We start from the raw sequence: 24,111 nt of genomic DNA on the forward strand, positions 1-24,111 counted from the left end.
CTAATATTTTTTGTTTATAACATTCTAAAACAAGGACCGTAATGTTGTCCGTTTTTGTTTCCTGGAATCGGAGTTTTTATCAAGGGTAAGGCGTATCGTTCTAACTTAAACATGACTTCAATAGCATTGACTAGAGAGGCTTGCCCTCTGCCATCAATAGCCCAAGCGTCTTGTAATAATTTCACCAAGTCTGTATATGCTTTGTCAAACTCATTGGTTAGGTGCCATACTTCTGGGGCTACGTCTTCTTTTTGGTAACCACCTTCAGGAATACGCGCAATATTGTACGTTTCTGGCCTTGTCATTGGGTCTTTAAAGTAATATTTGTTACCTTCTTGAACAATTCGTTTTTGGTAATACACTTCCCAAAAACGATAGAAATGTGCTAAATCATCACCTTCAACGATTGGAGATACATCTTCAGGGCTTGTTTCTTGCTCCTTAACCATGTTAGAGGGGGCAGCGCCTTCCCCTTGTTCTTTAATCATGTCAATCGCCTTAGAAACGCTTTCAGCGTCTGCCATAACCCACCAAGATAAGGGCCCTGTCAACTGACGTTCTACATCCATTTTGGGTTGTAGCTCTTGAAACAATTCATTAATTCGATCATATAGTTCGCCAATAGTGTTGTTATGCTCGAAACTTTGAATATGAGCCTTGGTACTGGTCTTTCCATCTTTGTCACATAACCCGCCTATGCTGACTAGTTCATCGGTATCGTAGTCGTAAATTTTAGCAATTTTTTCAGGCAGTTCTATTTCCATAAAGTTTCTAAGTGAGCAATCATTTAACCCTTCCAGATACAAAAATAGTTCTGGATGCACCCCCCCAGGTAGCCCAGAAGGAAAGGTAAGTCCGTTTTTTGTATTGTATATTTTAGGTTCTCCACCAATCCCTGCAATCATGTTGCACACCATTGCCATATGTAACATTTCTTCTTGAAAAATATTTCGGATAGACTTTGCTACTTCACAGTTGTTGTCTTTGATACTCCACATTGCTTGTAAGTATATAGGAATGGTGGCAAACTCTAAGATTACTGCACAATTTAATAGTTCTTTAAGAACGTGTAATTGGCCATCTCTTTTATCTTGTACCGATTTAGAGTGCTGAATTAGCTCTTGTACATTGGTGATGTTAGAGGTTTTCTGTTGAAATGAGTTCTTTAATTGTATTGTTTTCGTAGACATTCTTTTGGTTCGTTTTTGTTAGTTCTTTTTGGTTCAAATGATGTGCCAGTCTAAAAGCCATAGCTGTTAGGGTAAGAGTGGGGTTTACGGCACTTCCCGTTGGAAAAGCAGCATTAGAACATACATATAAATTGTCAGTATGATGTACTTTCATGAATTTATCAGTAACACTATTTGTGGGGTTGGTTCCCATACGAGCGGTTCCAGTGGTATGATGTCCGCCGGGATTGTCAACACTCGATGAGATTACTTCTAAGCCCATTTTTTCAATGATTTCTTTTAATAACTTCAAACGGTCATGAGCATTTTTCATTTCTTCGTCTGTTCTACTGAAATGTACTGTAGTTTGTGGCAAGCCGAAGCGGTCTACTCCTGGTTTTGCTTCTAAACGATTACTATGTTTTCCCTTTTCTTCTAAAAAAGCTTGAATTTCAATTGTCATTTCTCCATAAATAATAGCATCAATTTCTTTTCTGGTTTTACCTTCGATCATTAATTTGGCAATGTCTGTATTAGGGGTAGTTCGATTTTTAAACATAAAAATTTTTCCTTTTTTCTGATGTTCTTTTGTATTATAACTATGAGACATTAGGGTCGGGAAATCATATTCTTGAAACCATCCGTTCGGATTTGACTTTGCTTTTCCTGTAACTTTCAACATAGAGTGCGATACTACAAACCTCCCTACCAAGTCATGATCGTTACCGATACCGTCTTTCCAAAAGTTATTTTTAGAAGCTCTTAATAGTTTAGGAACATTATAGGCACCAGAAGCTAAAATGATGCTACCTCCTTTTATGATATGTTCTTTTCCTGTTAAATTATCGATATATGTAACGGACTCCATTTTTGATTTACTTAGAGCGTTTACTTTATGTACAGGTGAATTTACACGAACCTCAAAATTCACAAATCTAGGGTCAGTTTTTAAATCATCTAATACATATTGCGCGCTAAATCGACCTCCAATAGGGCAGTATTTACAGGTACCGGTAGTCATGCATTTTCTATAGCGCGCTATGGGCATTTTACCTGATTTTATTTTACTGTTTGTTCCGGGGTTTGTATCGCCTTCTTGATATACTACATCTAATTGTTCCCATGCTTTGATCATTTCTCCATCGGCAGCAGTCCATTCAAAAGAAGGAACCGAATACGGTTTTGATCTAGGAATCCAATTCGCGTTGTTATCACCACAAACAGATAAGAAAGCTTCGGCATCGTTGTAATAGGTTTCTATGTCGTTATAGTTAATTGGCCAATCGGCCCCTTCACCCGTATTAGAAAAGAGGTTGAAATCTTCTGGCCTAAATCGTAAACACCATGCTCCCCAATGCATGGTCGAGCCTCCGTAAGCTTTTACCCTTACTCCATCGGTTTGGTAATCAATGTTACCTGTTGAGTCTGCTTCGAATTTTTGATCGTAAGTAAAAGTATACGGTCTTTCATCACGCGTTATATAATCCCACCAAAAACGCCTGTCTTTAGCGATAATTTCAGGACCTGCTTCTAAAATTACTATAGAAGTATCATTGTTGTGTTCGAGCAAGTTTTTGGCAATTGTTGCAGCAGCAACTCCACCGCCAACAATTACGTAGTCAAATTGTTCTTTCATGCGTTGTCGTTTTTTAAATTATCGGAATTAGGTTCGTAGGCACGCACTCTCGAAATACGATTGTAGCGCGTTCCTCCCAAGAAACCATGGTAGTTTTTGGCTTGTTCTCCTCCGTGTTTTGTGCCCCAGCTTTTAAAGCCGCCTGCGGTAATTTGCATTCGGATAAATTCGTTAACAACATAGTATTTGCAATGTGCTAGTCTTGTAGTTGGTGGAGCATCGTTGTCAATACCGCTCTCAAAGAACAATTTCTTATAAGCACCTCCTTTTCCATAGATGGCTTTAAGTTCATTAATTACGTAGATAGCGTTCACATATTCTCCGGTATAATTCGGCGCGTTTTCTGTTTTGGCTTTTAGCATTTCGTACCAAGAACTACGTTGGTTATTAGAATCGTAAAGGGTATTTGACCAATTGATACCTATTGCTTCAAAAATTTCCCATAAACCTTCTTTGTTTTGGTGTGTGAGATGTTGACCTTCAGCAAAAATTAAATTTGCAGGAAGTTTCTCATTACATACTGGACCTCCAATCATAATGTGTAAATAGTTTTGTTAGTTTTTGTTAGTTAGTTGTATTAACGAAATAATTTACGCTCCATTAAATGTTGAGTTCCTTCTTTAAAATAGATGTTGGTCCAAGAATTATCGGTTGCTAGATAATCGCTAAAATAAGTTTCATCTAAACCGTTATCAGACATCTGATCTCTAAATTTATAATGACCAAAAAGACGCGTAAATTCGGTAAGGTATACATCAACAACATTAGAGTTACCACGAATAATGATCATGTTTTCATCGTTATTTTGGGTAGATGCTTTAGAGAAATTAGCAGAGCCAGTGATCAATACTGGGTCGTCTGTTAACGGATCTAAGAAAAGGTATTTTGTATGTAAATATTTAACGTGATCATTTAAACCTGTAAGATGCTCTTCCTCCCAGTTTTTTAGTTCCTCTTCTTTAATTTCTTCTTTATTAAGAAGGGCTCCCAAGGCAATTCTGTTGTTTGGAGTGTTTTTAAAGTCGTCAAATGTATTGCCCTCATGCTCCAATAAAATATATCGAAGGGAATCGTCTTCTTTGCTTATGATCTCTGCAAAATCCTGATTGACACCAAATGCGGCTGTAAAGCCGATTGATTGTTTTGCTGTTTTAATTTGTTCGCCATACCACTCAAGAACGCTTAAATCTTCTCTTGGGCTAAATATTGGGGTAATCCCTTTGCTTGCTTTACCTTTAGGTGTTGGGGTGTGTTTGTCATTTTCAGGACGTATTTCTTTCATTTGAGGATTCTTTGAAAGACGTGCCCAGTATTCCATATATTCTGAAGCAGTTTTAATATCCCTAACAATATGACCAACATTAGATTGTCCAAATATTCCACCTTTGGTGAAATTAGTAGAGCCCGTCCATACCTCTATAGGTAATCCTTTGTATAACAGGATAATGTATTTGTTGTGTTTGATAGAAGAATTGGCAGATCTCGGGGTCATTAGTTTTTCTATACCTGGAACTTTAGCAATTGCTTTGCTCGTGTTTTCCCATGGACCTCTTGATGAATGATCGTATAAAATTTTAACATCAGCACCCGTTGTTGATGCATCGTATAAAGCTTGAATAACAGGTACGTAATCAAACTCATAGGCAGCAACTCGTAATGAATAATCTGTTCCTTTGGCTTCAGCAATAAAGGCTAGTAATGCCTCTTCTAAACCTCTTGATAACCATTTGTAGGCTTTATTGTTTGGTACTTTATCTGGATTTTTATTGTCAAATTTTCTAGCATAAGCTTGGCCTACTGTGCCTCTATTAAAATAGACACCATGTGTGCCAGAATCAGGATTTTCAGTAGTGATATTTACCAAAATCTCATTTCCGTTTCTTCTTTTATTTGGTTTACCGTATACGGGGGTTGCTGAATATTGGTACTGAGTGTTAGGATTGGCATTGTAATCACCCCAAAGAAAGGCTTGAATAATACTTCTATCGTTATCTTTTTTATGTTCTTTGAATTCTTTAAATCCTTGTAAATTAGTTGTTTCTCCTGTAGTAATGTCTTTTCGTTTTAGGATAAACCCTAGTAGTTTTTTTCTTGCATTTGTTTCTACATCTAAGCAAAGTAACACCACATGTGTTCCAGCTATGACATGCAAAGAAACACCACTTTCTTGGTTTCGTGCTCTCATATTGTTTTTAGTTTGGTTAGTTCTAGTAAAAATAGAGAATTAATAATGTGAAATGAGATTGAATTCCTTAGCGATTTGTATGTAAAATGAACATTTCTAGATTTATACAAGCTAAAGTACTGTGTTTACACACTTTTAGAATGACTTTAAATAACTCGTGATTTCCTTAAAGCATGGGATTTTAGGTATAAGCGTATGTTATTCATAACTAACGCGTTAAGTAATCTTTCGGTTTTAGCCGTAAAATGATCATTTTTTAGGTAGGTTATAGAAGTTTAAATTGGGTGTTTTATTGCAGGAATTTTAATTTGTAAATCGTATAATAGATAAAAGTAAAAGTTACAAAAATGTAATTATCGTAATTTTACGCCGTAAATGTTTATAAATATTAGGTTTAAAGGTTCGCGAGTACTCAGTAAAAAAGTGATTCGTAGCTTTTGTTAATACTTATGGCAAACAGGTAAAATTTCTCCCTCTATTAAAGCACATCGCTCCACTAATGCAGGAGGCATTTTTTTTGTGTAGTCAACTTCATCTACTGTAAAACCAATAGAGCGTAGTTTGTCAAAGTAATCTACCCCATAAATTCTTACATGGTCGTATTGACCAAAAATGGCAGCACGTTCTTTAGGGTCTGTAATAGAGTCATCTTCGAAGGTGATTTTTCTATTCATGTCTTGCGGAATTTGAAAAATACCGAAACCATTTGGTTTGATGACTCTGTATAATTCTTGCATTGCTTTGGTGTCATCAGCTATGTGTTCTAACACATGATTGCATAACACAATATCAAACTCATTCTCTTTAAAAGGCAGGTTACAAATATCAGCTTTAATATCTGCAATAGGTGACTCTATATCTGAAGTGATATATATTAAGTTTTTTTGTTTTTTGAAAACATCTAAGAAACATTGTTCGGGTGCAATATGAAGTACTTTTAACTTTTTTTTTGAGGAGAAGAACTCTGTTTCGTTTTTTAAAAACAACCATAATAAACGGTGCCTCTCTAAAGAAAAAGTGGAAGGAGACAATGCGTTTTTCCGCTGGCTTCCATACCCATAGGATAGGAATTGAGTAAAAGACCTCCCATCTATCGGGTCAGTATAATTATCACCTTTTAACCACCAAGCAATAGCTGGGCGTACCCAGTAGCCTGCCTTTATTAAAAAAGGCCTAGGAATAGTGTTTAAAATTGTTTTAAAAAGTGACACATCTATAAAGCTAAAGGTTGTTGTCTAAATTCATTTTCTTCATTACTTTCAATACCTAAAGCTTCGTATATGTATTGAAAAGTAGAAAGTAGTTCTGGCTTACCATCAACGATGGCTATGTCGTGTTCAAAATGAGCACTTGGTTTATTATCTAGAGTAGTGATTGTCCAGCCATCTTTATGCTGGAAAATTTTGTGTGTACCCATATTAATCATAGGTTCAATGGCTACTACCATACCTTCCACAAATTTTTTACCACGACCTCTGCGTCCGTAGTTTGGCATTTCTGGATCTTCGTGCATTTTTTCCCCCAACCCATGGCCTACCAACTCTCTAACAACTCCAAATCCATGTTTTTCTGTAAAATTTTGAATAGCAAAACCAACATCTCCAACACGATTTCCAGCTTTAAACTCTCGAATTCCGACGTATAAACTTTCTTTGGTGATCTCAAGTAATTTTTGTGTTTCAGGAGTTATTTCTCCAACAGCAAAGGTATAGGCGTGATCTCCATAAAACTTATTTTTTAAAGCACCGCAGTCAATAGAAATAATATCTCCTTCCTTCAGTGGTGTGTCATTAGGGATCCCATGCACTATTTGCGAGTTAGGACTTACACATAATGTGTTCGGGAAATCATATAAGCCTAAAAAGCCAGGAATAGCTCCTTGTTCACGGATAAATTCTTCCGCTAGTTTGTCAAGGTATAGGGTGGTTACTCCGGGTTTAACCTCTTTGGCCAACATACCTAATGTTCTTGAGACTACTAAAGCGCTTTCGCGCATGAGTTCTATTTCTTCTTTAGTTTTTGGCTTGATCATATTGAAAATTTTGAAGCGCAAAATTACGATTATTTTTGATATGGATGTGTATAAGGTTGCCCTGAAACAATTTTTAATATATCCTTTTCAATACTCGATCCATCAAGTGGATGTTCAACAAAACGACCTATTTCTTTCCCTTTTTTGTAAAATATAAAAGTAGGGACTCTTATGATATTGAATCCTTTCTCTAAACCATGGGCTTCTTTTTTTCTGTTTACGGTAACTAATTCTAAATTTTTATAATTAAAATCAACTTCGTCTAGAAGCTTATAAAAGTTAGGAATCTCACGTTTACTGTCACCACACCAAGTTCCCATAAACCCTTTTATAGTAATGTTTTTTAAATACTTTTTTAATTGTGCGCTCGTTTGTTTGTTCACCTCGTAGTAACCGTAGAAATCATTAAACCATTCACTTCCGTAAGGTTCTTGTTGAAAATCCTTTTTGGTAGCAACACCAATTAGATCGCCATTATTGTTTTTTGTTGCAGGGACTTTTTTTACAGTAGCACAAGAGGCAAATAGTGCAATAGATATTATAAAAAGTATGTTTTTCATAATGATAAATATATTTTTAGATAAGCGATTGTTGTGTCATTTCGATAGGTTGTTCCACTCCCATCAAATGTAAAACAGTAGGGGCAATATCGCCCAAAATACCACTTTTTATCGACTTTAAGTTATTATCGATTAAAATCATTGGAACCGGGTTTGTAGTATGTGAAGTATGAGGCGTTCCATCTGGGTTCATCATGGTCTCACAGTTTCCGTGATCTGCTATTAAAATAGTCGTGTAATCATTGTCAAGAGCTGTTGTTACCACATCCTGAACACAATGGTCTACAGTTTCACAGGCTTTAACGGCCGCTTCAAATACACCTGTATGTCCTACCATATCACCATTGGCAAAATTTAAACAAACAAAATCAACGTTTCCTTTTTCGAGTTCAGGAATTATAGCATCACGAATATCGTAAGCACTCATCTCCGGTTTTAAATCGTAAGTAGCTACTTTGGGAGAAGGACATAATAATCTGTTTTCTCCAACAAACTCTTTTTCTCTACCTCCAGAGAAAAAGAAAGTGACATGTGGGTATTTTTCTGTTTCAGCGATTCTAATTTGCGTTTTGTTTGCTTTTTGTAAGACCTCACCAAGCGTATTTTCGATATTTTTAGTATCGTAAACAACGTCAATATTGGAGAATCGATCATCATAGTTTGTCAATGTAACAAAGTACAATGGTAATTTTTTCATTTGATACTCTGGGAAATCTTTTTGACTTAGTACCTCTGTTAATTGTCGACCTCTATCTGTTCTAAAGTTGAAAAAGATAACCACGTCATCAGACTGAATTGTTGCTTTAGGTTCGTTGTTATCATCAACCATAATGATCGGCTTGATAAACTCGTCTGACACCTGCTTGTCATAGCTTTCTTGAATGGCTTCTTCGGCGTTTTTAGAAGCCTTTCCAGTTCCATGGATTAAAGCGTTGTAAGCTAGTGCAATTCTTTCCCAACGATTGTCTCTATCCATTGCAAAGTAACGCCCAGTGATAGTAGCTAAAGCCCCTGTGGTATTTTTCATATGCTCTTGAATGTCATTGATAAAGAACTTGCCAGATTTAGGGTCACAATCTCGTCCATCAGTGAACGCATGTAAATAAACATTTTCAAGCCCGTATTGGTCAGCTGCGCTGAGCAAGCCTTTTAAGTGGTTGATATGAGAATGAATACCACCGTTAGAAACCAAACCTAAAAAATGAACTTTTTTATTGGCTGCTTTGGCATACTCGAAAGCTTTTAATAATTCAGGTTCTTTAGCCAAGGTTCCTTCTGTAACCGCTTTGTTAATCTTCGCAAGATTTTGATATACAATTCTACCAGCACCTAAATTCATATGCCCAACTTCAGAATTTCCCATTTGTCCTTCTGGTAGTCCAACATGTTCACCATCAGTCCGTAACTCTGCATTTGGGAATTTGTGGTACAATGAATTAATATAAGGTGTTTTAGCATTGAATATGGCAGATACTTTAGGGTCTTGAGTAATCCCCCAACCATCTAAAATCATTAAAATTACTTTCTTGTTCATTCTCTAAAAATTGAACCGTAAAAATAAGAAAGATTTCTGGTGAATTATTAAAAAATAACGAAACCGATTAAGGATAGGAGTACAATGAAAACAGTAGTAAACAATAAAAGATTGATTATAATTTGTTTTCTGTTTTCTCGTTGCAAATTTTCGCGAATTCTTTTTAGTTGTTTAGGCGTAGCCTTTTTATTGAATACAATATTTTTAGAGATCATATTTCCGAAGCCTTTCTTCGGGTAATTAGGTTCCCTTCTTCGTGTATTATTATTTAAACGGGTAATCATACTGGATCCTATATTGGATTTTAGACCAGTCAAACTTGCTATTGCGTTAAAATTTCTTCCTCTCACGTGTTTTTATAGTATTAGTACCGAGAATCATGAAAATGTTACAAACGCAACATACTTTAAAGTATTTCTAAGGTGTGCTTTAGGGTTTTTATTTACAGTTAGTTATGTTGTATATAATTTGAGTTGCTATATTTTTTTATAGCTTGTTTTATTTTGTCAATTCTGTTTTCAGGGTCAGGATGTGTGCTTTGAAATTCCGGAACTCTATTCGCACCGGCAGCTGCTTTTAAAATTTCCATTACATTGATCAAATACCGAGGGTCATACCCTGCATTAATCATCAATCGAACGCCTAATTCGTCGCTTTCTAATTCGTCACCACGCCCGTTTTTTAATAAAGTTTGTTGTCCGATATTATTGGCTAATTGCCCCAAGTCGGCTCCTACAGAAGCGCCCATGGTTAATAATTTCCAAAAATTTGCTTCTGTGATTCTTTCATTGGAATGCTTCCCTAAAACATGCCCAATTTCATGTCCTAAAACACCAGCAAGCATATTTTCGTTGAGACGTCCGCTGTTATCTGTTAATTTTGAAAACAGGGCATAGGTAATAAAAATTTGACCACCCGGCAAAGCAAAAGCATTAATAGCTCTGTCGTCTTTTAATAAATGAAAATCATATTGATAGCCAGATTGTTTTGCAACGGTATTATTTACTAGGTTTTTACCAATCTGATCAACTAGTTGTTGGTATCTATTATCTGGATGAAGCCCTCCGTGTTGTTGTACCATTGAAGGTGCCTGTTGTAAACCAATTGCGATTTCTTGTCGAGGGGAGAGACTGATGGATTGGGTTTTACCAGTGTAGGGGTTTTCCGTTTGTTGACTACATTTTTTTAAATAAGCAAAGGCAATAATAATTAGACCGATAAATAAACGAACCTTAAACCCACCTCTTCTCATTTTATAAGCCATTTTTAGCGTTACAGGTAAATATACAAAATATATATTTTAACGGATATCGATTTTTTGTGAAGTATAAAAAAACTAAATTTACACTGTTAAAATAGCATTTCATGGAAACTCAGTTGGAATTGAATGAGGTAACTAAAAAGTTACCAAAACATTTACATAAATTTATAGTAAAACAACCTTATGACGATTATACAGCACAGAATCAGGCGGTGTGGCGTTATGTGATGCGAATGAATGTAGATTATTTGAGTAGAGTAGCTCACAGCTCCTATTTAGATGGGTTGAACAAAACGGGTATTTCAGTAGAGCATATTCCTTATATGGCAGGGATGAATCGAATTTTGAAAGAAATTGGTTGGGCTGCCGTATCAGTTGATGGGTTTATTCCGCCAAATGCTTTTATGGAATTTCAAGCGTATAATGTATTGGTTATAGCCTCGGATATGAGAACCATTGATCATATTCAATATACACCTGCCCCTGACATTATTCATGAAGCTGCTGGGCATGCACCTATTATTGCTAATCCGGAATATGCCGAATACTTGCGTCGTTTTGGAGAAATAGGAGCCAAGGCAATATCTTCAGCAAAGGATTATGAAATGTATGAAGCAGTGAGATTATTGTCTATTTTAAAAGAAGATCCAAGTTCAAGTAAAAAATCGATTAAGGAGGCGCAAGAGAAGGTTGAATGGTTACAAGATAATTTAGGAGACCTGTCTGAGATGGCTCAAATAAGAAATTTACATTGGTGGACCGTAGAGTATGGGTTGATAGGTACTGTTGAAAATCCTAAGATTTACGGAGCAGGATTGCTGTCTTCAATTGGAGAGAGTAAATGGTGTATGCAAAAAGATGTTAAAAAGCTACCGTATTCGGTAGATACGGCTACCGTTAGTTTTGATATTACAAAGCCTCAGCCACAATTATTTGTGACCCCTGATTTTGCACATTTGAGTTTAGTTTTAGAGCAGTTTGCTAATAAAATGGCCATTCGAACAGGTGGTCTTAATGGGGTTCAAAAACTGATCGCATCTAAAAATCTAGGAACTATTGAGTTAAGTACTGGGATTCAAATTTCAGGTATTTTTAGCAATGTGATTTCTGATGAAAAAAACCGACCTATATACATACAAACTACCGGAAATACAGCCTTGTCTAGTAGAGATAAGGAGCTTATAGGTCATGGGGTTACACATCATGCTGAAGGATTTGGAAGTCCGATAGGAAAATTAAGAGGAATTAATATACCTATTGAAAACATGAGTCCGAGAGATCTTGATGCCTATGGTATTTATGAAGGTAAACAGGTAACTTTAGAGTTTGAAGGAGGAATAAAAGTAGTTGGTGAAGTGATCACAGGAACAAGGGATTTACGGGGTAGAATTTTGTTAATTTCTTTTAAGAACTGTATGGTTACCTATGGAGATAAAGTGTTATTTCATCCAAATTGGGGAATTTATGATATGGCAGTAGGAGTTGAGGTTGTCTCTGCTTATGCAGGACCAGCAGATGTAAGTTCATTTGGAGATTTGGGTAAGGTTTCTGAAACTAAAACTCATAAAATTGATTATTCTACTTCAGATAAAGAGTTGTATTCACTTTATGAGTTGGCAAGAACAATGAGAGAAGGTAATACAGCTTCTGAAGAAAAGATAAAACTAATTTTTGAGCAACTACAAATGAAGTTTAAAAATGATTGGTTACTGCCTCTTGAGTTGTTAGAGCTTGCTTTGAGTAATGGGTTTTCGATACAAACGGAACTCAAAAAGTATTTGGAAACACTTAAAAGTAATGAAGAATACAGTAAATTAATAGAAAACGGGCTATTTTTGCTGAAGAATTTGCAACAAGCCTAATATGGGACTATTTAATTTATTTAGAAAGAAAAATATGGATAACCAAATTAAAGAATACTTAGAAAAAGGAGCGGTAATACTAGATGTGAGAACACTGGCGGAATGGAATGAAGGCCATTCTGAGGTGGCGAAGCATATAGTGTTGAATACGATACCCGAACAAGTTGAAGAAATAAAGTCTTGGAATACCTCAGTAATTGCTGTTTGTAGAAGCGGAGGAAGAAGCGCACAAGCAACTGAATTTTTGGTACAGCAAGGAGTTGATGTTATTAATGGGGGTCCTTGGCAAAATGTGGATCAATATTTATAGAAAAATTCAATGTTATATTATTTATTTATAAATTGAAATTACGATAATAAAACATCCTTTTACACATTCTTCTTCATTAGAAAAAGAAATAAACTAAGGGGTGCTTAATTTTTATAAAGAAAATAACATCATTTTCTTTTACGGTAACTTCAAAATATAATTGGTGTTAAAACCTAATAAAAGGAAATACTTTTTGAAGTGTTTCCTTTTTTTGAGTTAGTTTTTTTAGAAAAAGCTGATGTTGCTCTGAGCTTGAATTAAATGGTTTATGTTGTAATCCTTTCTGTATTGTTGCTATTTCTTGCATGGTTTTTTGTGCGTTTTCAGCAATCCATACCTGTTTAAATTTTTCCCAAATATAGGTGATCGCTGTTGTATTTGGGTGAATCATATCTTCTGAATAAAAACGGTAATCACGCAGTTCATCCATCATAATTTCATAAGAAGGAAAATAATAATTGTTTTTATTTCCACTAACTGTTTGGTGTATAGAGCTTAATAGGTGAGCTTTGCTTTGTTGGTTTTGTATAAAGCCATCTTTTAGATGCCTAACTGGTGATACGGTATAAATTATAGATGCATTTTTATTAATGGATCTTATAAGGGAGTTTATCGTATATAAACTTTCAGAAATTTCTTCAATAGATAAGATTTCTTTGACGAATTTTTTTTGAGGAACCTTATGGCAGTTTGCAACAATAGTGTCTGTTTCGATAAAACGATACACCCACGAAGTACCTAAGGTTATCAAAATATGCGTGGCGTTTTTTAGTTGTTTGAGGGTTGAAGCTATATGGTGATTTAAATGGTGTACTATTTGAGCTGCACTTGTTGCGCTTAAAGAAGAATGTGCCTCAAAGGCATGCCATCGTTCATTATGAAAAAAGACATCTTCTTCTGTGTATATTTTCTTATCGATCGCGTTTTTGATTAGTTGTTCTATGGCTTTAGGATGAAACAAAATACCAAAAGGGTTTTGAATAGCCTGAAATTTATAATACGACAATTTATTTCCTATATTTTCTGAAAAACAAGAGCCTAATAATAGTAGTTGGGAAGGATAGCCTATTTGGTTTTCTTGTTGAGGTTTTAATGGTATTTGTGTTTGTAAGTTCATAGTGGGCTAATTCAACTAAAGTAGGAAAAGGAATTATTTATTGTATATACAAAAGGATCTTTTCTAAGAAGTAAAATTAGTGAATAATTGATTAAACTCCTATGATTGATTTAAAAGGGAAGAAGGAATTTATTAAGAGGATTGCCAGCTAGGCTTTGTGGGTTCTATTCGCTATTTAGAAACGAGTATTATCTTTAACTTAAATGTTCAACTTTTAGATGTAACCATAACCATACTGCGTTGATTTGAGTTAATGGCTTGGTTTTTTGTTTACGTACTGTAGCTCTATATAGGGTTGATTTTCATTAAAATAAACACAAAAAGAGAACGCCTGTTAGGGGTTGTTAGTTATGTGTTTGGTAGGGCCTATGATAATTTTATAAATAGTCTTTTTTAACTTGCATATTAGGGTTTTTTCGTTGCATCCAACATTTAAAATCTTGGTAGTCTTTTTCTTTAATTTCTAAAAAGGAGATTAATTTTTCTGAGTCTGTGTAGATGACTTTTATTTCCTTCTGAGAAACTACGATTTCTCGGATTTCATTTATGTTAAAGATGCGGTTTTCTTTTTGGTTTTTAAAGTACAATGTATCATCTGCTAGTTTAAAAAATGCGGTTTTACTTAAAAAACTTCCGTTAATTGACCAAAATAGGAGGATGGTTAATAAAAGAATTGTATTTATATCGTGGTTTTTAAAAGTAAGGGTATAAAAACATATTCCAATCACAATAAAAGTACTAAATATGATGGATCCGTCTTTGTTATACCAGTTATTGTTTGAGTTTACTGTAAAAGAAAATGAATAATTTTTTCTTTATATAAGATAGAAAAATCAATAATAGCAGTAGCTATGATTTCTTTTTATATTGAAATAGAAAGGGAAAAAGGACGTTTTATTACGATAAACTCAAATGGTAAATGGTATTACTATAGTCATTTTGACTAGCCAGAAACAAGGTGTCTTCGCGGTTATTTCTTTTTTTTCGGAATAGATTTAGAATACTTAATAATAGTATCAATGACAATCCGATTGTCACATATTGTTTAGGGATGGAATTAAGATAATCGCTAATATCAAATCCGAACACTATTTTTAGAATCAATAAAAGAATAAAAGGTATACTTTTTTTTAAAAGAGATACATAAGAAGCTTCATTTTTCATAGTTTTTTATAAACTAAAAAAGGTTCAAAAAGTAAGGGTCTTTGAACCTTTTATTATATTTTGGATGTAAACAAAAGTGAGAAAAGAAAAAACACGATGCTATATCGTTCCTCTTTATACGATATACTCAATAGCCTTATCTAATACTTTTGGAATTCCTCCTGGGTTTTTACCTCCTGCGGTAGCAAAGAAGTTTTGACCACCTCCGCCACCATGAATATATTTTCCTAATTCTCTAACTACCTTACCCGCATCATAACCACGATCATTGGCTAAATCTTTGGAGATATAACAGGTTAATATGACCTTTTCAGCGGAAGGAGAAGCAGCGAATAACAAAAATAAATTGTCTATTTCTCCACCTAGTTCAAATAATAAAGATTTTATACTACCAGGGTCTAAATCAACTTTAGTTGCCAAAAAGTGTACTCCATTAACTTCTTTTAGTTGGTTTTTAATGTCTCCTTTTAAGTTTTTAGCTTTGTCTTTTAACAGTTGTTCAATTTGTTTCTTTAAACTGCTGTTTTCATCTTGTAAAGAGCTTACCGATTTGGTAATGTCTTTTGGGTTTTTCAGTAATTTTTTTACTGAATTGTACTTGTGTTCTACCTCTTCAAAATAGTCGCCCACAGCAATATTGGTAATTGCTTCAATACGACGAATACCAGCTGCAACGGCTCCTTCTGATTTGATTTTAAAATACCAAATTTCACCTGTTCGCTGTACATGGGTACCTCCACATAATTCCATCGATTGGCCAAAACGAATTGTACGGACACTATCCCCATATTTTTCGCCAAATAAAGCGATAGCACCTTCATCAATAGCTTGTTGCATTGGAATGTTTCGTTTTTCTTCTAACGAAAGGTTTTCACGAATACGAGCATTGACAAATGCTTCGATTTCTTGTAATTGATCTTTGTCTACTTTAGAAAAGTGCGAAAAATCAAATCGTAAATGCTTAGGGTTTACTAACGACCCTTTTTGTTCAACGTGGTCACCTAACACTGCTCGTAAAGCTTGGTGCAATAGGTGAGTAGCTGAATGATTACTCGCTGATAATCTTCTAAATTCGTCATTTACCACTGCTTTAAAAGTTTCATGCAGGTTTTCTGGTAAATTTTTTGCGTAATGAATAATTACATTGTTCTCTTTTTTGGTATCTGTTATATAGATAACATCACCATTTGGTGTTTCAATAGCTCCCCTGTCACCTACTTGTCCCCCTCCTTCAGGATAGAACGGAGTTAAATTAAAGACTAATTGATATTGTTCACCGTCTTTTTTACTGGTAACTTTTCGGTAACGTGTGAGTTTTACATTTGCGTTCAGGGTGTCATAACCTACAAATTCTTCTATTTCATCATCAATTAAAACAACCCAATCACCCGTTTCACTAACAGAAGCTGCACGAGAGCGGTCTTTTTGAGCTTTCATACCAGCGTTGAATTCATCTTCATTAACCGTATATCCTTTTTCACGAGCGATTAACTGGGTTAAATCTAAAGGAAAACCATAAGTGTCATAGAGTTCAAAAGCTCTTTTTCCTGAAATAACGGTTCCTTCGGTTGTTTCAATAACCTTATCTAACAGCAGTAATCCTTGATCTAAGGCACGTAAAAATGATTGCTCCTCTTCTTTGATAACATTATGTACTAACGTATCTTGTTTTTTAATTTCCGGAAAAGCTTCACCCATCTGGTGTGATAATGTTTCGGCTAACTTATAGATAAAGGGCTCTTTTTGCTGTAAGAATGTAAATCCGTAACGAATAGCTCTACGTAAAATTCTACGAATAACATAACCAGCTCCGTTATTACTAGGTAACTGACCGTCGGCAATAGCAAAAGCTACAGCACGAACGTGATCTGCTATTACTCGAATGGCAATATCAATTTTTTCGTTTTTTCCGTAAGAAGCCCCCGTAATTGTTTCGATCTCTCTAATTAACGGCGTAAAAACATCGGTGTCGTAGTTTGATTGAACTCCTTGTAAAACCATACATAAACGTTCAAAGCCCATACCTGTATCAATATGCTTAGAAGGCAGTTCTTCTAAAGAGCCGTCTGCCTTGCGATTGTATTGCATAAAAACAAGGTTCCAGATTTCTACTACCTGAGGATGGTCTTTATTCACTAACGATTTCCCGTCAACCTTGGCTTTTTCTTCAGCTGAACGAATGTCTACGTGAATTTCAGAACAAGGACCACAAGGGCCTTGCTCACCCATTTCCCAAAAGTTATCTTTTTTATTCCCCATTAAAATATGATCTTCAGAAACAATTTGTTTCCAAAAATCATAGGCTTCTTGATCCATTTTAGTACCGTCTTTGTCATCACCTTCAAAAACAGTTACGTATAAAATATTTTTGTCTATTTTGTATACTTTGGTAAGTAATTCCCATGCCCAAGCGATAGCTTCTTTTTTAAAATAATCACCAAAACTCCAATTACCTAGCATTTCAAACATGGTATGGTGATAGGTGTCATAGCCTACTTCCTCTAAATCGTTGTGTTTACCAGAAACCCGTAAACATTTTTGAGAGTCGGATATTCTGTTGTTCTTAGGGGTGGCATTTCCAAGAAAGTATTCCTTAAAAGGCGCCATACCAGAGTTGGTAAACATTAAGGTAGGGTCGTTCTTTAGCACCATTGGTGCAGAAGGAACAATATCATGTTGCTTTGATTTAAAATAATCTAAAAATTGTGCTCTAATTTCTTGAGATTTCATACCACTCCAGTATCTTAATTATTGTTAATTTTTAATTAAAAAATAGCTTTAAAAAAGTAGTTTTAAAACATTTTGTAAATTTGCGACTTACCAAATATTAACCCCTTAAATAAAGTTGCTCTTTTAAAGAGCACAAAAGTAGTATATTTAGCATTATGGCGAAAGTAAAATATTATTATGATCCGGACACATTATCCTACAGGAAAATAGAAAGTAAAAGAAGTGAAAAGTATAAAAAAGCCTTTTTAGGAATCACAGGAATTTCTTTAATTGCTTTTTTAGGATTTATAGGTTTTAGCCAATTTTTACTGACACCAAAAGAACGAGCTCAAAAAAGAGAACTTGAGAACTTGAAATTACACTATGAACTGCTCTCTAAAAGAATGGATGAAAGTTCAAAAATATTGACAGAGTTACAAGAAAGAGATAATAATATATATAGAACGTATTTTGAAGCAACACCCATTGCCGAGGAGCAAAGAAGAGCAGGATTTGGAGGGGTGAACAGATATAAAAGCTTAGATGGTTTTGAAAATAGCAACATGATCACCAATGTAACGAAGCAGTTAGATGTGTTGTCTAAACAAATGGTGGTGCAATCAAAATCATTAGACGAGATTGTTAGTTTGGCAAAAGAAAAAGAGAAAATGTTAGCTTCAATACCCGCCATACAACCAGTGAAGAATGAAGATTTAACAAGGATGGCTTCTGGTTATGGTATGCGTTTACACCCGATATTAAAGTCGTGGCGTATGCATAACGGAATGGATTTTACAGCACCTACTGGAACACCAATTTTTGCCTCAGGAAACGGTAAAGTTATCAAAGCACATAGAAGTTCAACTTTTGGAAACGTGGTGTATATTGATCACGGGTACAGTTATAAAACTATTTATGCGCATATGAGCAAAATAGCGGCAAAAGTAGGACAGAAGGTAAAACGTGGCGATTTGATTGGATACGTGGGAAATACAGGACGTTCAGCAGCACCTCATTTGCATTATGAAGTGCACAAGAATGGACGCCCCGTAAATCCTATATATTTTTATTACGGCGATTTATCTCCTGAAGAATTTATAGCCATGCAAAAAGCGTCTCAGCAAAAGGGACAATCATATGATTAAGCCTTAAAAATGTACGTAGATTTACCTGAAAAGAGATATTATAAAATAGGAGAGGTAGCGAAAGCTTTCGGGGTAAATACGTCGTTGGTACGTTTTTGGGAAAAAGAATTTGATGTGATCAAACCTAAAAAGAATGCCAAAGGGAATAGGTTGTTTACCAAAGAAGACATTGAGAATTTTAAGCTTATTTATAATTTGGTAAAAGAAAGAGGATTTACTTTAGAAGGAGCAAAGCAAAGGCTAAAGAAAAATCCTGATGAAGTAATAAGCAATCACGAAATAATTAGTAGATTAGAGGCTGTGAAAGCAGCATTAATAAAAATAAAAAATCAATTATAAACAAAAAAAATAATAATGATGAAAAAATGGTTAGTACCAATAATTGTTTTAGGAGTTATCGTATTCGGTTTGTACCGATGGACTGTAGGGTTTAATAACACAGCTGTTAGATTGAATGAAAATGTTGCGGAAGCATGGGGAAATGTCGAGACGACGTATCAAAGGAGAAATGATTTAATTGGGAATTTAGTAAAAACAGTACAAGGGGCTGCTGATTTCGAAAAATCAACATTAACAGAAGTAATTAATGCGAGAGCAAGGGCCACTTCAATGAATATTGATGCTTCAAAAGTGACTCCAGAGCAATTAGCACAATTCAATAAAGTACAAGGTGGTTTAAGTGGGGCTTTAAAAAGCTTATTAGTGACTGTAGAGAGGTATCCGGAATTGAAATCTAATCAAAATTTTTTAAAATTACAAGATGAACTTGCAAGTACTGAAAATCAAATATTAACATCAAGAACACGTTTTAATGAGGCTATTAAGCCTTATAATAATCATGTAAAAATATTCCCGAATTCTGTTTTTGCGGGATGGTTTAATTTTGAACCAAAACCTTATTTTGATGCCGAGATTGGTGCTGAAAAGGCACCGGATATAGATTTTGATTTTGGGAATAAAAAATAAGATGTCTGAAGTAGAAAAGTTTTTATCATATTCTGAAGAACAAGAAATTGTAGCAGCTATTAGGCAGGCTGAATTAAATACTTCTGGTGAGATTAGAATTCATATGGAGAAGAGTTCATCATTACCTCATTTTGATCGAGCATTACAAGTTTTTCATATGCTAAAGATGTTTAATACCCAACATCAGAATGCAGTACTGATTTACGTGGCGGTGGAAGATCATAAATTTGTTATTTACGGTGACAAAGGTATTAATGACGTAGTGCCCGAGAATTTTTGGGATACCACTAAAAATGTAATGCAAGAGCAATTTAAACAAGGCAATTTTAAGCAAGGAATAATTAATGGGGTTTTGAAGGCTGGTGAAGAGTTAAAGACCCATTTTCCTTGGCAAGTTGATGATGAAGATGAATTGTCTAATGAAATATCAAAAGGCTAATGAATATCAAAAATTTTTCATACAAGGTACTGTTTATTGCTTTTTTATGTTTTGTTCAAGTAAGTTTCGGGCAATTTGAAATTTCTGAAAAACCTAAATTTATTCCACCTGTTATAGATAGTCTTGATTTATTAACTAAAGACCAGTACAATAGACTTTATAATAAGCTTAAAATTTATAGTGATTCAACTTCTACAGAAATTGCAGTAGCAATTATTTCTAGTACAAAGGGTGAATCTATCGGGATTTTAGCACCGAGATGGGCTCATAAATGGGGGATAGGCCAGGAGAGAGAAGACAATGGAGTTTTTATATTGCTAGCAAAAGATGATCGGAAAATTTGGATAGCACCGGGTTATGGAGTAGAACATAAATTAACTGCAGGTGTAGTTGGAGAGCTTACTAGAAATGTTATAATTCCTGAATTTAAAAGAGGTGATTATTACGCTGGATTAGACAAGGGGGTTGATGCTGTTTTTGAGGTTTTAAAAGGGCTTTATAAGAGACAAAAGAAAGATAAAAAAGATGGCTTTGACGCTGGTTTTATCATTTTTATTGTCATTCTTGTTGTTTTCTTTATGATTATCTCTAATGGAAATAGAAACAATAGAGGAGGAGGTTATCGATCAGGCTCTCGTGGTCTTTTAGAAACCATTATTCTCAGTAATTCTGGTAGAGGTGGTTTCGGTAGCGGTGGAAGCTTTGGAGGATCCTCTGGTGGAGGTTTTGGTGGTTTCGGCGGAGGCGGAGGCTTTAGTGGAGGTGGTGCTGGTGGTAGTTGGTAAGTTCACTAGAGAATTTTCGAGAACATATCGTAATAATAACCGCTGTGTTTTCAGTGGTTTTTTAGTTTAATACCAGTTATTGTTTGAATTTACTGTAAATTCAAATGGTAAACGGTATAAGACCAATTGTTTTCATACCATGTTTTTGACAGCGTATTTGATAATTCTAGCGATATTTTGAAACCGTAAGTGCAGACATTAAATTTTTTTAAAAGGAAATAGGATAGCTGAGTTTGGGAAGTATATAGGATGCTAATGCATAACTAAGGCTTAACGATAATTAGTTAAAATAATGGTAGTATTGTTTACATAAGCTATAGAAAAGGGAAAACATCAATCCTCAGAGTTTAAAATTGGATGATATTCAAAAGCAATAGAAACAACCACCTATATGTAGAAATATTAGAAGGAAATAATGAGGTTAGCCGTTTTGCCATAAAAACAAATATCAATGAAAAATTACTGGAATCTAGTTGGTGGCTTATTCATAACGTTCTATCTTTTCGGTTGTGGTCAAAAATTCGGAGAAGTCTATAGCTCTGAAAACCTTTTGATAAAGCAACTTTCGGAGCATGTTTATATCCATATTTCGTATTTAGATACTGAAAAATGGGGAAAGGTTTCGTGCAATGGTATGATTGTTATTGATAAACACGAAGCCCTTGTATTTGACACCCCCACTAACATAAACGCCTCCTTTGAATTAATTGATTGGATTGAAAAAACTTGTAAATCAAAGGTAAAAGCAGTGGTTCCATCACATTTTCACGTAGATTGTGTAGGAGGGATAGTTGCTTTCCGTAAGAAAGGAATACTAGTATATGCCAATGAACGCACTAAAATGTTAAATCACGAGATTCAATCTGCGGTAACTTTTAATAATCATCTAGCACTAGATGTTGGCGAAGAAAAAGTTATTTGTGAGTTTTTAGGAGAAGGCCATACCAAAGATAATATAGTAGCTTATTACCCTAAGGATAGAGTGTTGTTTGGTGGGTGTTTATTAAAAGCATTGAAAGCAAAGAAAGGAAATTTAGCAGATGCTAATGTTAATGCATGGGCTACCACTGTTGCTAATGTACAAGACATGTATCCAGAAGTATTGTGGATAATTCCTGGTCATGGGAAAGAGGGAGGTGCTGATTTATTAACGCATACGATTCAATTGTTTACACCATAATTTATAGGGGATATATTAAAATAAACTTTATGGAATAGATTCTCTTTATACCTTAAAATTGGCGGAATCGAATACTTTTTCATCTCCTAAAATGTAGTTTGTAGATGTATTGAGTATATCATTTTCATGACTTTTTTTGTGAAATTAAGGAAATTTCTACTTTTTAAACTATCACTTATTCCTTGTTTATGGCATTATCTGCGAAATTGACACGCTTATACCCGATTTACTACCGCTTATGATTTTTTTTATTATTTAAGTGTGTTGCTTTTTTATATTTGGATTATCAAACTTTGGTATCGAATAGTAACTTACTATAAGTAAAAAACATTAACTAACCATAATGTACCACTAAAAAAGTTAACGATATATACGATAACCAAATGTAGTATACACTAATTACTGCGAAAAAACCACAGCATCTTATGGATGTTGTGGTTTGCTATTTATACTACCTTGATGATAATTTACCAATCGTAATTGGTTTTATTAAATGCCCTATAGGCTATCTGAAATATACTTAGTTTAATACGGAAAGAAACTTCGTGAATTTTAACTTTTTAATGAGGTGGGTTGGTATGTGTTTTCGGCGTCGGAAGATGTCATGTAAAATTTTAATTTCGAAGGAGTTTTTAAGGAATTTTAAGGAAAGCATAATATGAGATTCTATATCATTCTTAGTTCTATTTAGATTCTATAAAATTTTTACGCGCTGTATTTTAGGAGATTATCTGTATTTAGTATCTTTATCAACCAAAAAAACGAATATCTAAATGAAAAAAACAATAGTCTTTTTAAGTGCATTCTTCTTTTTGAGTTGTACTAATTATGGCCAGTTAACTGTAGTTGCGGATATGCCCAGTACTTTGGAAGAAGTTTCTGGAGTTGAGAAAATAAAAGGTTCTGATCTGTTATGGATGCTGAATGATAGTGGAAATAAACCAATAGTTTATGGAGTCAATATAAAGGGGGAGATTCAAGAAAAAGTAAAGCTAGATGTCAAAAATAGAGACTGGGAAGATATAACTTCAGATGAACAGGGTAATTTATACATTGCTGATATTGGAAACAACGATAATAAACGAAAAAATTTGGTGATTTATAAAATTAATAAACAACATTTATTGAAGGGAGGTCATGTAGAATTTGATAAAATAAGGTTTAGGTATCCTGATCAAACGAAGTTTCCTCCCAAAAAGAAGGATCGATTTTTTGATGCAGAATCGTTGTTATACTATAACAACTATTTGTATATTTTCACCAAGAGTAGAGTGAAAAAATCTTTTGGAAAGACGAAACTATACAAAATACCGGCTTCTCCTGGAAAACATATCGCTGAGTATATTGATAGTTTTGAAACATGTAATGATAAATTGAGTTGTTGGATTACCGCAGCAAGTATGTCACCAGACCAGACCCAAGTGGCTTTGTTAAATCACAATACAGTTTTTGTGTTTACTGATTTTAAAGATGATAATTTCTTTAATGGAACCTTAACCCAATATAACTTGGGACATACGTCGCAAAAAGAAGGCATTACTTTTAAAGATATTAATACACTTTATATTACTGACGAGCAATCCCATGGATCGGGAGGGAATCTCTATGAATTTTCTATCCATAAAGAATAACCGTTTTTTAGTAGATAATTTTACTTTGTAAAAAGTATTATATCGTACAAGAGAAGTACCCATCCTATAATTAACATCAGCCCGCCTAAAGGAGTTACAGGGCCAAGAAATCGTAGTTTTTTGCCACTGGCTTCCGATAGTATAAGTCCGTAAATACTAAATGAAAATAAAAAGATTCCTAGTATAAAACTCCAGCCCATGGCAAAACCTGGGTGCTCTATGTTAAAACCAATGAGCAATAATACAATGGCGTGATACATTTGATATTTAACACCTGTTTCAACTGATTTTAGTTGGTTTTCTGTCAATATTTTTTTTAAGGCGTGCGCGCCGAAAGCTCCAAAAATCACAGAGAGCATACCGTATAAAGCACCAAAAATTAAGATTGTTTGTATCATAAGTAATGAAAAAAGACTTTACAAATAT

General features: G+C 34.6%; 23 protein-coding genes. 9 read left to right on the top strand and 14 right to left on the bottom strand.

Going from position 1 to position 24,111, the window contains the following annotated elements:
- Positions 1-14: 14 nt before the first annotated feature.
- The 9 genes from AC2TDS_RS14480 to AC2TDS_RS14520 all read right to left on the bottom strand — a co-directional run bounded on the left by AC2TDS_RS14480 (position 15) and on the right by AC2TDS_RS14520 (position 10,368).
- A complete protein-coding gene (locus tag AC2TDS_RS14480) occupies positions 15-1,190 on the bottom strand; it encodes a ferritin-like domain-containing protein (protein ID WP_484736291.1) in 1,176 nt (391 codons plus the stop codon).
- Positions 1,138-2,805 (bottom strand): GMC oxidoreductase, encoded by a 1,668-nt coding sequence (locus AC2TDS_RS14485; protein WP_484736292.1) that lies wholly within the window; start codon positions 2,803-2,805, stop codon positions 1,138-1,140. Before AC2TDS_RS14485 ends, AC2TDS_RS14480 begins: the two co-directional genes overlap by 53 nt.
- The gene (locus AC2TDS_RS14490) at positions 2,802-3,341 is read right to left on the bottom strand and encodes a hypothetical protein (protein WP_484736293.1); all 540 of its coding nucleotides are present in this window, start codon (positions 3,339-3,341) and stop codon (positions 2,802-2,804) included. The genes AC2TDS_RS14485 and AC2TDS_RS14490 overlap by 4 nt, the downstream gene beginning before the upstream one ends.
- A gap of 41 nt (positions 3,342-3,382) precedes the next feature.
- A complete protein-coding gene (locus tag AC2TDS_RS14495) occupies positions 3,383-4,990 on the bottom strand; it encodes a phospholipase D-like domain-containing protein (protein WP_484736294.1) in 1,608 nt (535 codons plus the stop codon).
- A 440-nt stretch (positions 4,991-5,430) separates the two neighbouring features.
- Positions 5,431-6,201 (bottom strand): class I SAM-dependent methyltransferase, encoded by a 771-nt coding sequence (locus AC2TDS_RS14500; protein ID WP_484736295.1) that lies wholly within the window; start codon positions 6,199-6,201, stop codon positions 5,431-5,433.
- A 2-nt stretch (positions 6,202-6,203) separates the two neighbouring features.
- Positions 6,204-7,022, bottom strand: coding sequence for a type I methionyl aminopeptidase (gene map, locus AC2TDS_RS14505; RefSeq protein WP_484736296.1), 819 nt, complete (start codon positions 7,020-7,022; stop codon positions 6,204-6,206).
- A 29-nt stretch (positions 7,023-7,051) separates the two neighbouring features.
- Positions 7,052-7,582 (bottom strand): TlpA family protein disulfide reductase, encoded by a 531-nt coding sequence (locus AC2TDS_RS14510; RefSeq protein WP_484736297.1) that lies wholly within the window; start codon positions 7,580-7,582, stop codon positions 7,052-7,054.
- Positions 7,583-7,598: 16 nt separating this feature from the next.
- A complete protein-coding gene (gene gpmI / locus AC2TDS_RS14515) occupies positions 7,599-9,116 on the bottom strand; it encodes a 2,3-bisphosphoglycerate-independent phosphoglycerate mutase (protein ID WP_484736298.1) in 1,518 nt (505 codons plus the stop codon).
- Positions 9,117-9,564: 448 nt separating this feature from the next.
- On the bottom strand, positions 9,565-10,368 hold the full coding sequence (locus AC2TDS_RS14520) for a M48 family metalloprotease (RefSeq protein ID WP_484738962.1): 804 nt from the start codon (positions 10,366-10,368) through the stop codon (positions 9,565-9,567).
- A 113-nt stretch (positions 10,369-10,481) separates the two neighbouring features.
- Between AC2TDS_RS14520 and AC2TDS_RS14525 the strand changes: the two genes are divergently transcribed.
- Positions 10,482-12,239, top strand: a complete 1,758-nt coding sequence (locus AC2TDS_RS14525; protein WP_484736299.1) for an aromatic amino acid hydroxylase — start codon at positions 10,482-10,484, stop codon at positions 12,237-12,239.
- 34 nt (positions 12,240-12,273) lie between these two features.
- Entirely contained in the window at positions 12,274-12,549 is a 276-nt protein-coding gene (locus AC2TDS_RS14530; protein WP_484736300.1) for a rhodanese-like domain-containing protein, read from the top strand.
- Between the two features lie 166 nt (positions 12,550-12,715).
- Here AC2TDS_RS14530 and AC2TDS_RS14535 read toward each other — a convergent pair whose 3' ends face one another.
- From AC2TDS_RS14535 to alaS, 4 genes are all read right to left on the bottom strand, one after another.
- Positions 12,716-13,666, bottom strand: coding sequence for a GSCFA domain-containing protein (locus AC2TDS_RS14535; RefSeq protein ID WP_484736301.1), 951 nt, complete (start codon positions 13,664-13,666; stop codon positions 12,716-12,718).
- A gap of 377 nt (positions 13,667-14,043) precedes the next feature.
- On the bottom strand, positions 14,044-14,394 hold the full coding sequence (locus AC2TDS_RS14540) for a hypothetical protein (RefSeq protein ID WP_484736302.1): 351 nt from the start codon (positions 14,392-14,394) through the stop codon (positions 14,044-14,046).
- Positions 14,395-14,563: 169 nt separating this feature from the next.
- The gene (locus AC2TDS_RS14545; RefSeq protein WP_484736303.1) at positions 14,564-14,830 is read right to left on the bottom strand and encodes a hypothetical protein; all 267 of its coding nucleotides are present in this window, start codon (positions 14,828-14,830) and stop codon (positions 14,564-14,566) included.
- A 114-nt stretch (positions 14,831-14,944) separates the two neighbouring features.
- The gene (gene alaS / locus AC2TDS_RS14550) at positions 14,945-17,560 is read right to left on the bottom strand and encodes an alanine--tRNA ligase (RefSeq protein ID WP_484736304.1); all 2,616 of its coding nucleotides are present in this window, start codon (positions 17,558-17,560) and stop codon (positions 14,945-14,947) included.
- A 155-nt stretch (positions 17,561-17,715) separates the two neighbouring features.
- Between alaS and AC2TDS_RS14555 the strand changes: the two genes are divergently transcribed.
- The 7 genes from AC2TDS_RS14555 (at position 17,716) to AC2TDS_RS14585 (ending at position 23,685) form a co-directional block, all read left to right on the top strand.
- A complete protein-coding gene (locus AC2TDS_RS14555) occupies positions 17,716-18,684 on the top strand; it encodes a M23 family metallopeptidase (RefSeq protein ID WP_484736305.1) in 969 nt (322 codons plus the stop codon).
- Between the two features lie 9 nt (positions 18,685-18,693).
- On the top strand, positions 18,694-19,023 hold the full coding sequence (locus tag AC2TDS_RS14560; protein WP_484736306.1) for a MerR family transcriptional regulator: 330 nt from the start codon (positions 18,694-18,696) through the stop codon (positions 19,021-19,023).
- A gap of 18 nt (positions 19,024-19,041) precedes the next feature.
- Positions 19,042-19,650, top strand: a complete 609-nt coding sequence (locus tag AC2TDS_RS14565; protein WP_484738963.1) for a LemA family protein — start codon at positions 19,042-19,044, stop codon at positions 19,648-19,650.
- A 1-nt stretch (position 19,651) separates the two neighbouring features.
- Entirely contained in the window at positions 19,652-20,089 is a 438-nt protein-coding gene (locus AC2TDS_RS14570; RefSeq protein WP_484736307.1) for a TPM domain-containing protein, read from the top strand.
- Positions 20,089-20,874 (top strand): TPM domain-containing protein, encoded by a 786-nt coding sequence (locus AC2TDS_RS14575; protein WP_484736308.1) that lies wholly within the window; start codon positions 20,089-20,091, stop codon positions 20,872-20,874. Before AC2TDS_RS14570 ends, AC2TDS_RS14575 begins: the two co-directional genes overlap by 1 nt.
- Before the next feature lie 451 nt (positions 20,875-21,325).
- Positions 21,326-22,054 carry a subclass B1 metallo-beta-lactamase gene (gene bla / locus AC2TDS_RS14580; protein ID WP_484736309.1) on the top strand — a complete coding sequence of 243 codons (729 nt, stop codon included), beginning with the start codon at positions 21,326-21,328 and terminating at the stop codon, positions 22,052-22,054.
- Positions 22,055-22,827: 773 nt separating this feature from the next.
- Positions 22,828-23,685, top strand: a complete 858-nt coding sequence (locus tag AC2TDS_RS14585; protein ID WP_484736310.1) for a YjiK family protein — start codon at positions 22,828-22,830, stop codon at positions 23,683-23,685.
- 20 nt (positions 23,686-23,705) lie between these two features.
- On the opposite strand, the gene AC2TDS_RS14590 is transcribed toward AC2TDS_RS14585, so the two are convergent.
- Complete coding sequence (locus AC2TDS_RS14590; RefSeq protein WP_484736311.1) at positions 23,706-24,083, bottom strand: DUF423 domain-containing protein; 378 nt, start codon at positions 24,081-24,083, stop codon at positions 23,706-23,708.
- Between the last annotated feature and the right edge of the window lie 28 nt (positions 24,084-24,111).

It is taken from the genome of Tenacibaculum profundicola (assembly GCF_057220795.1).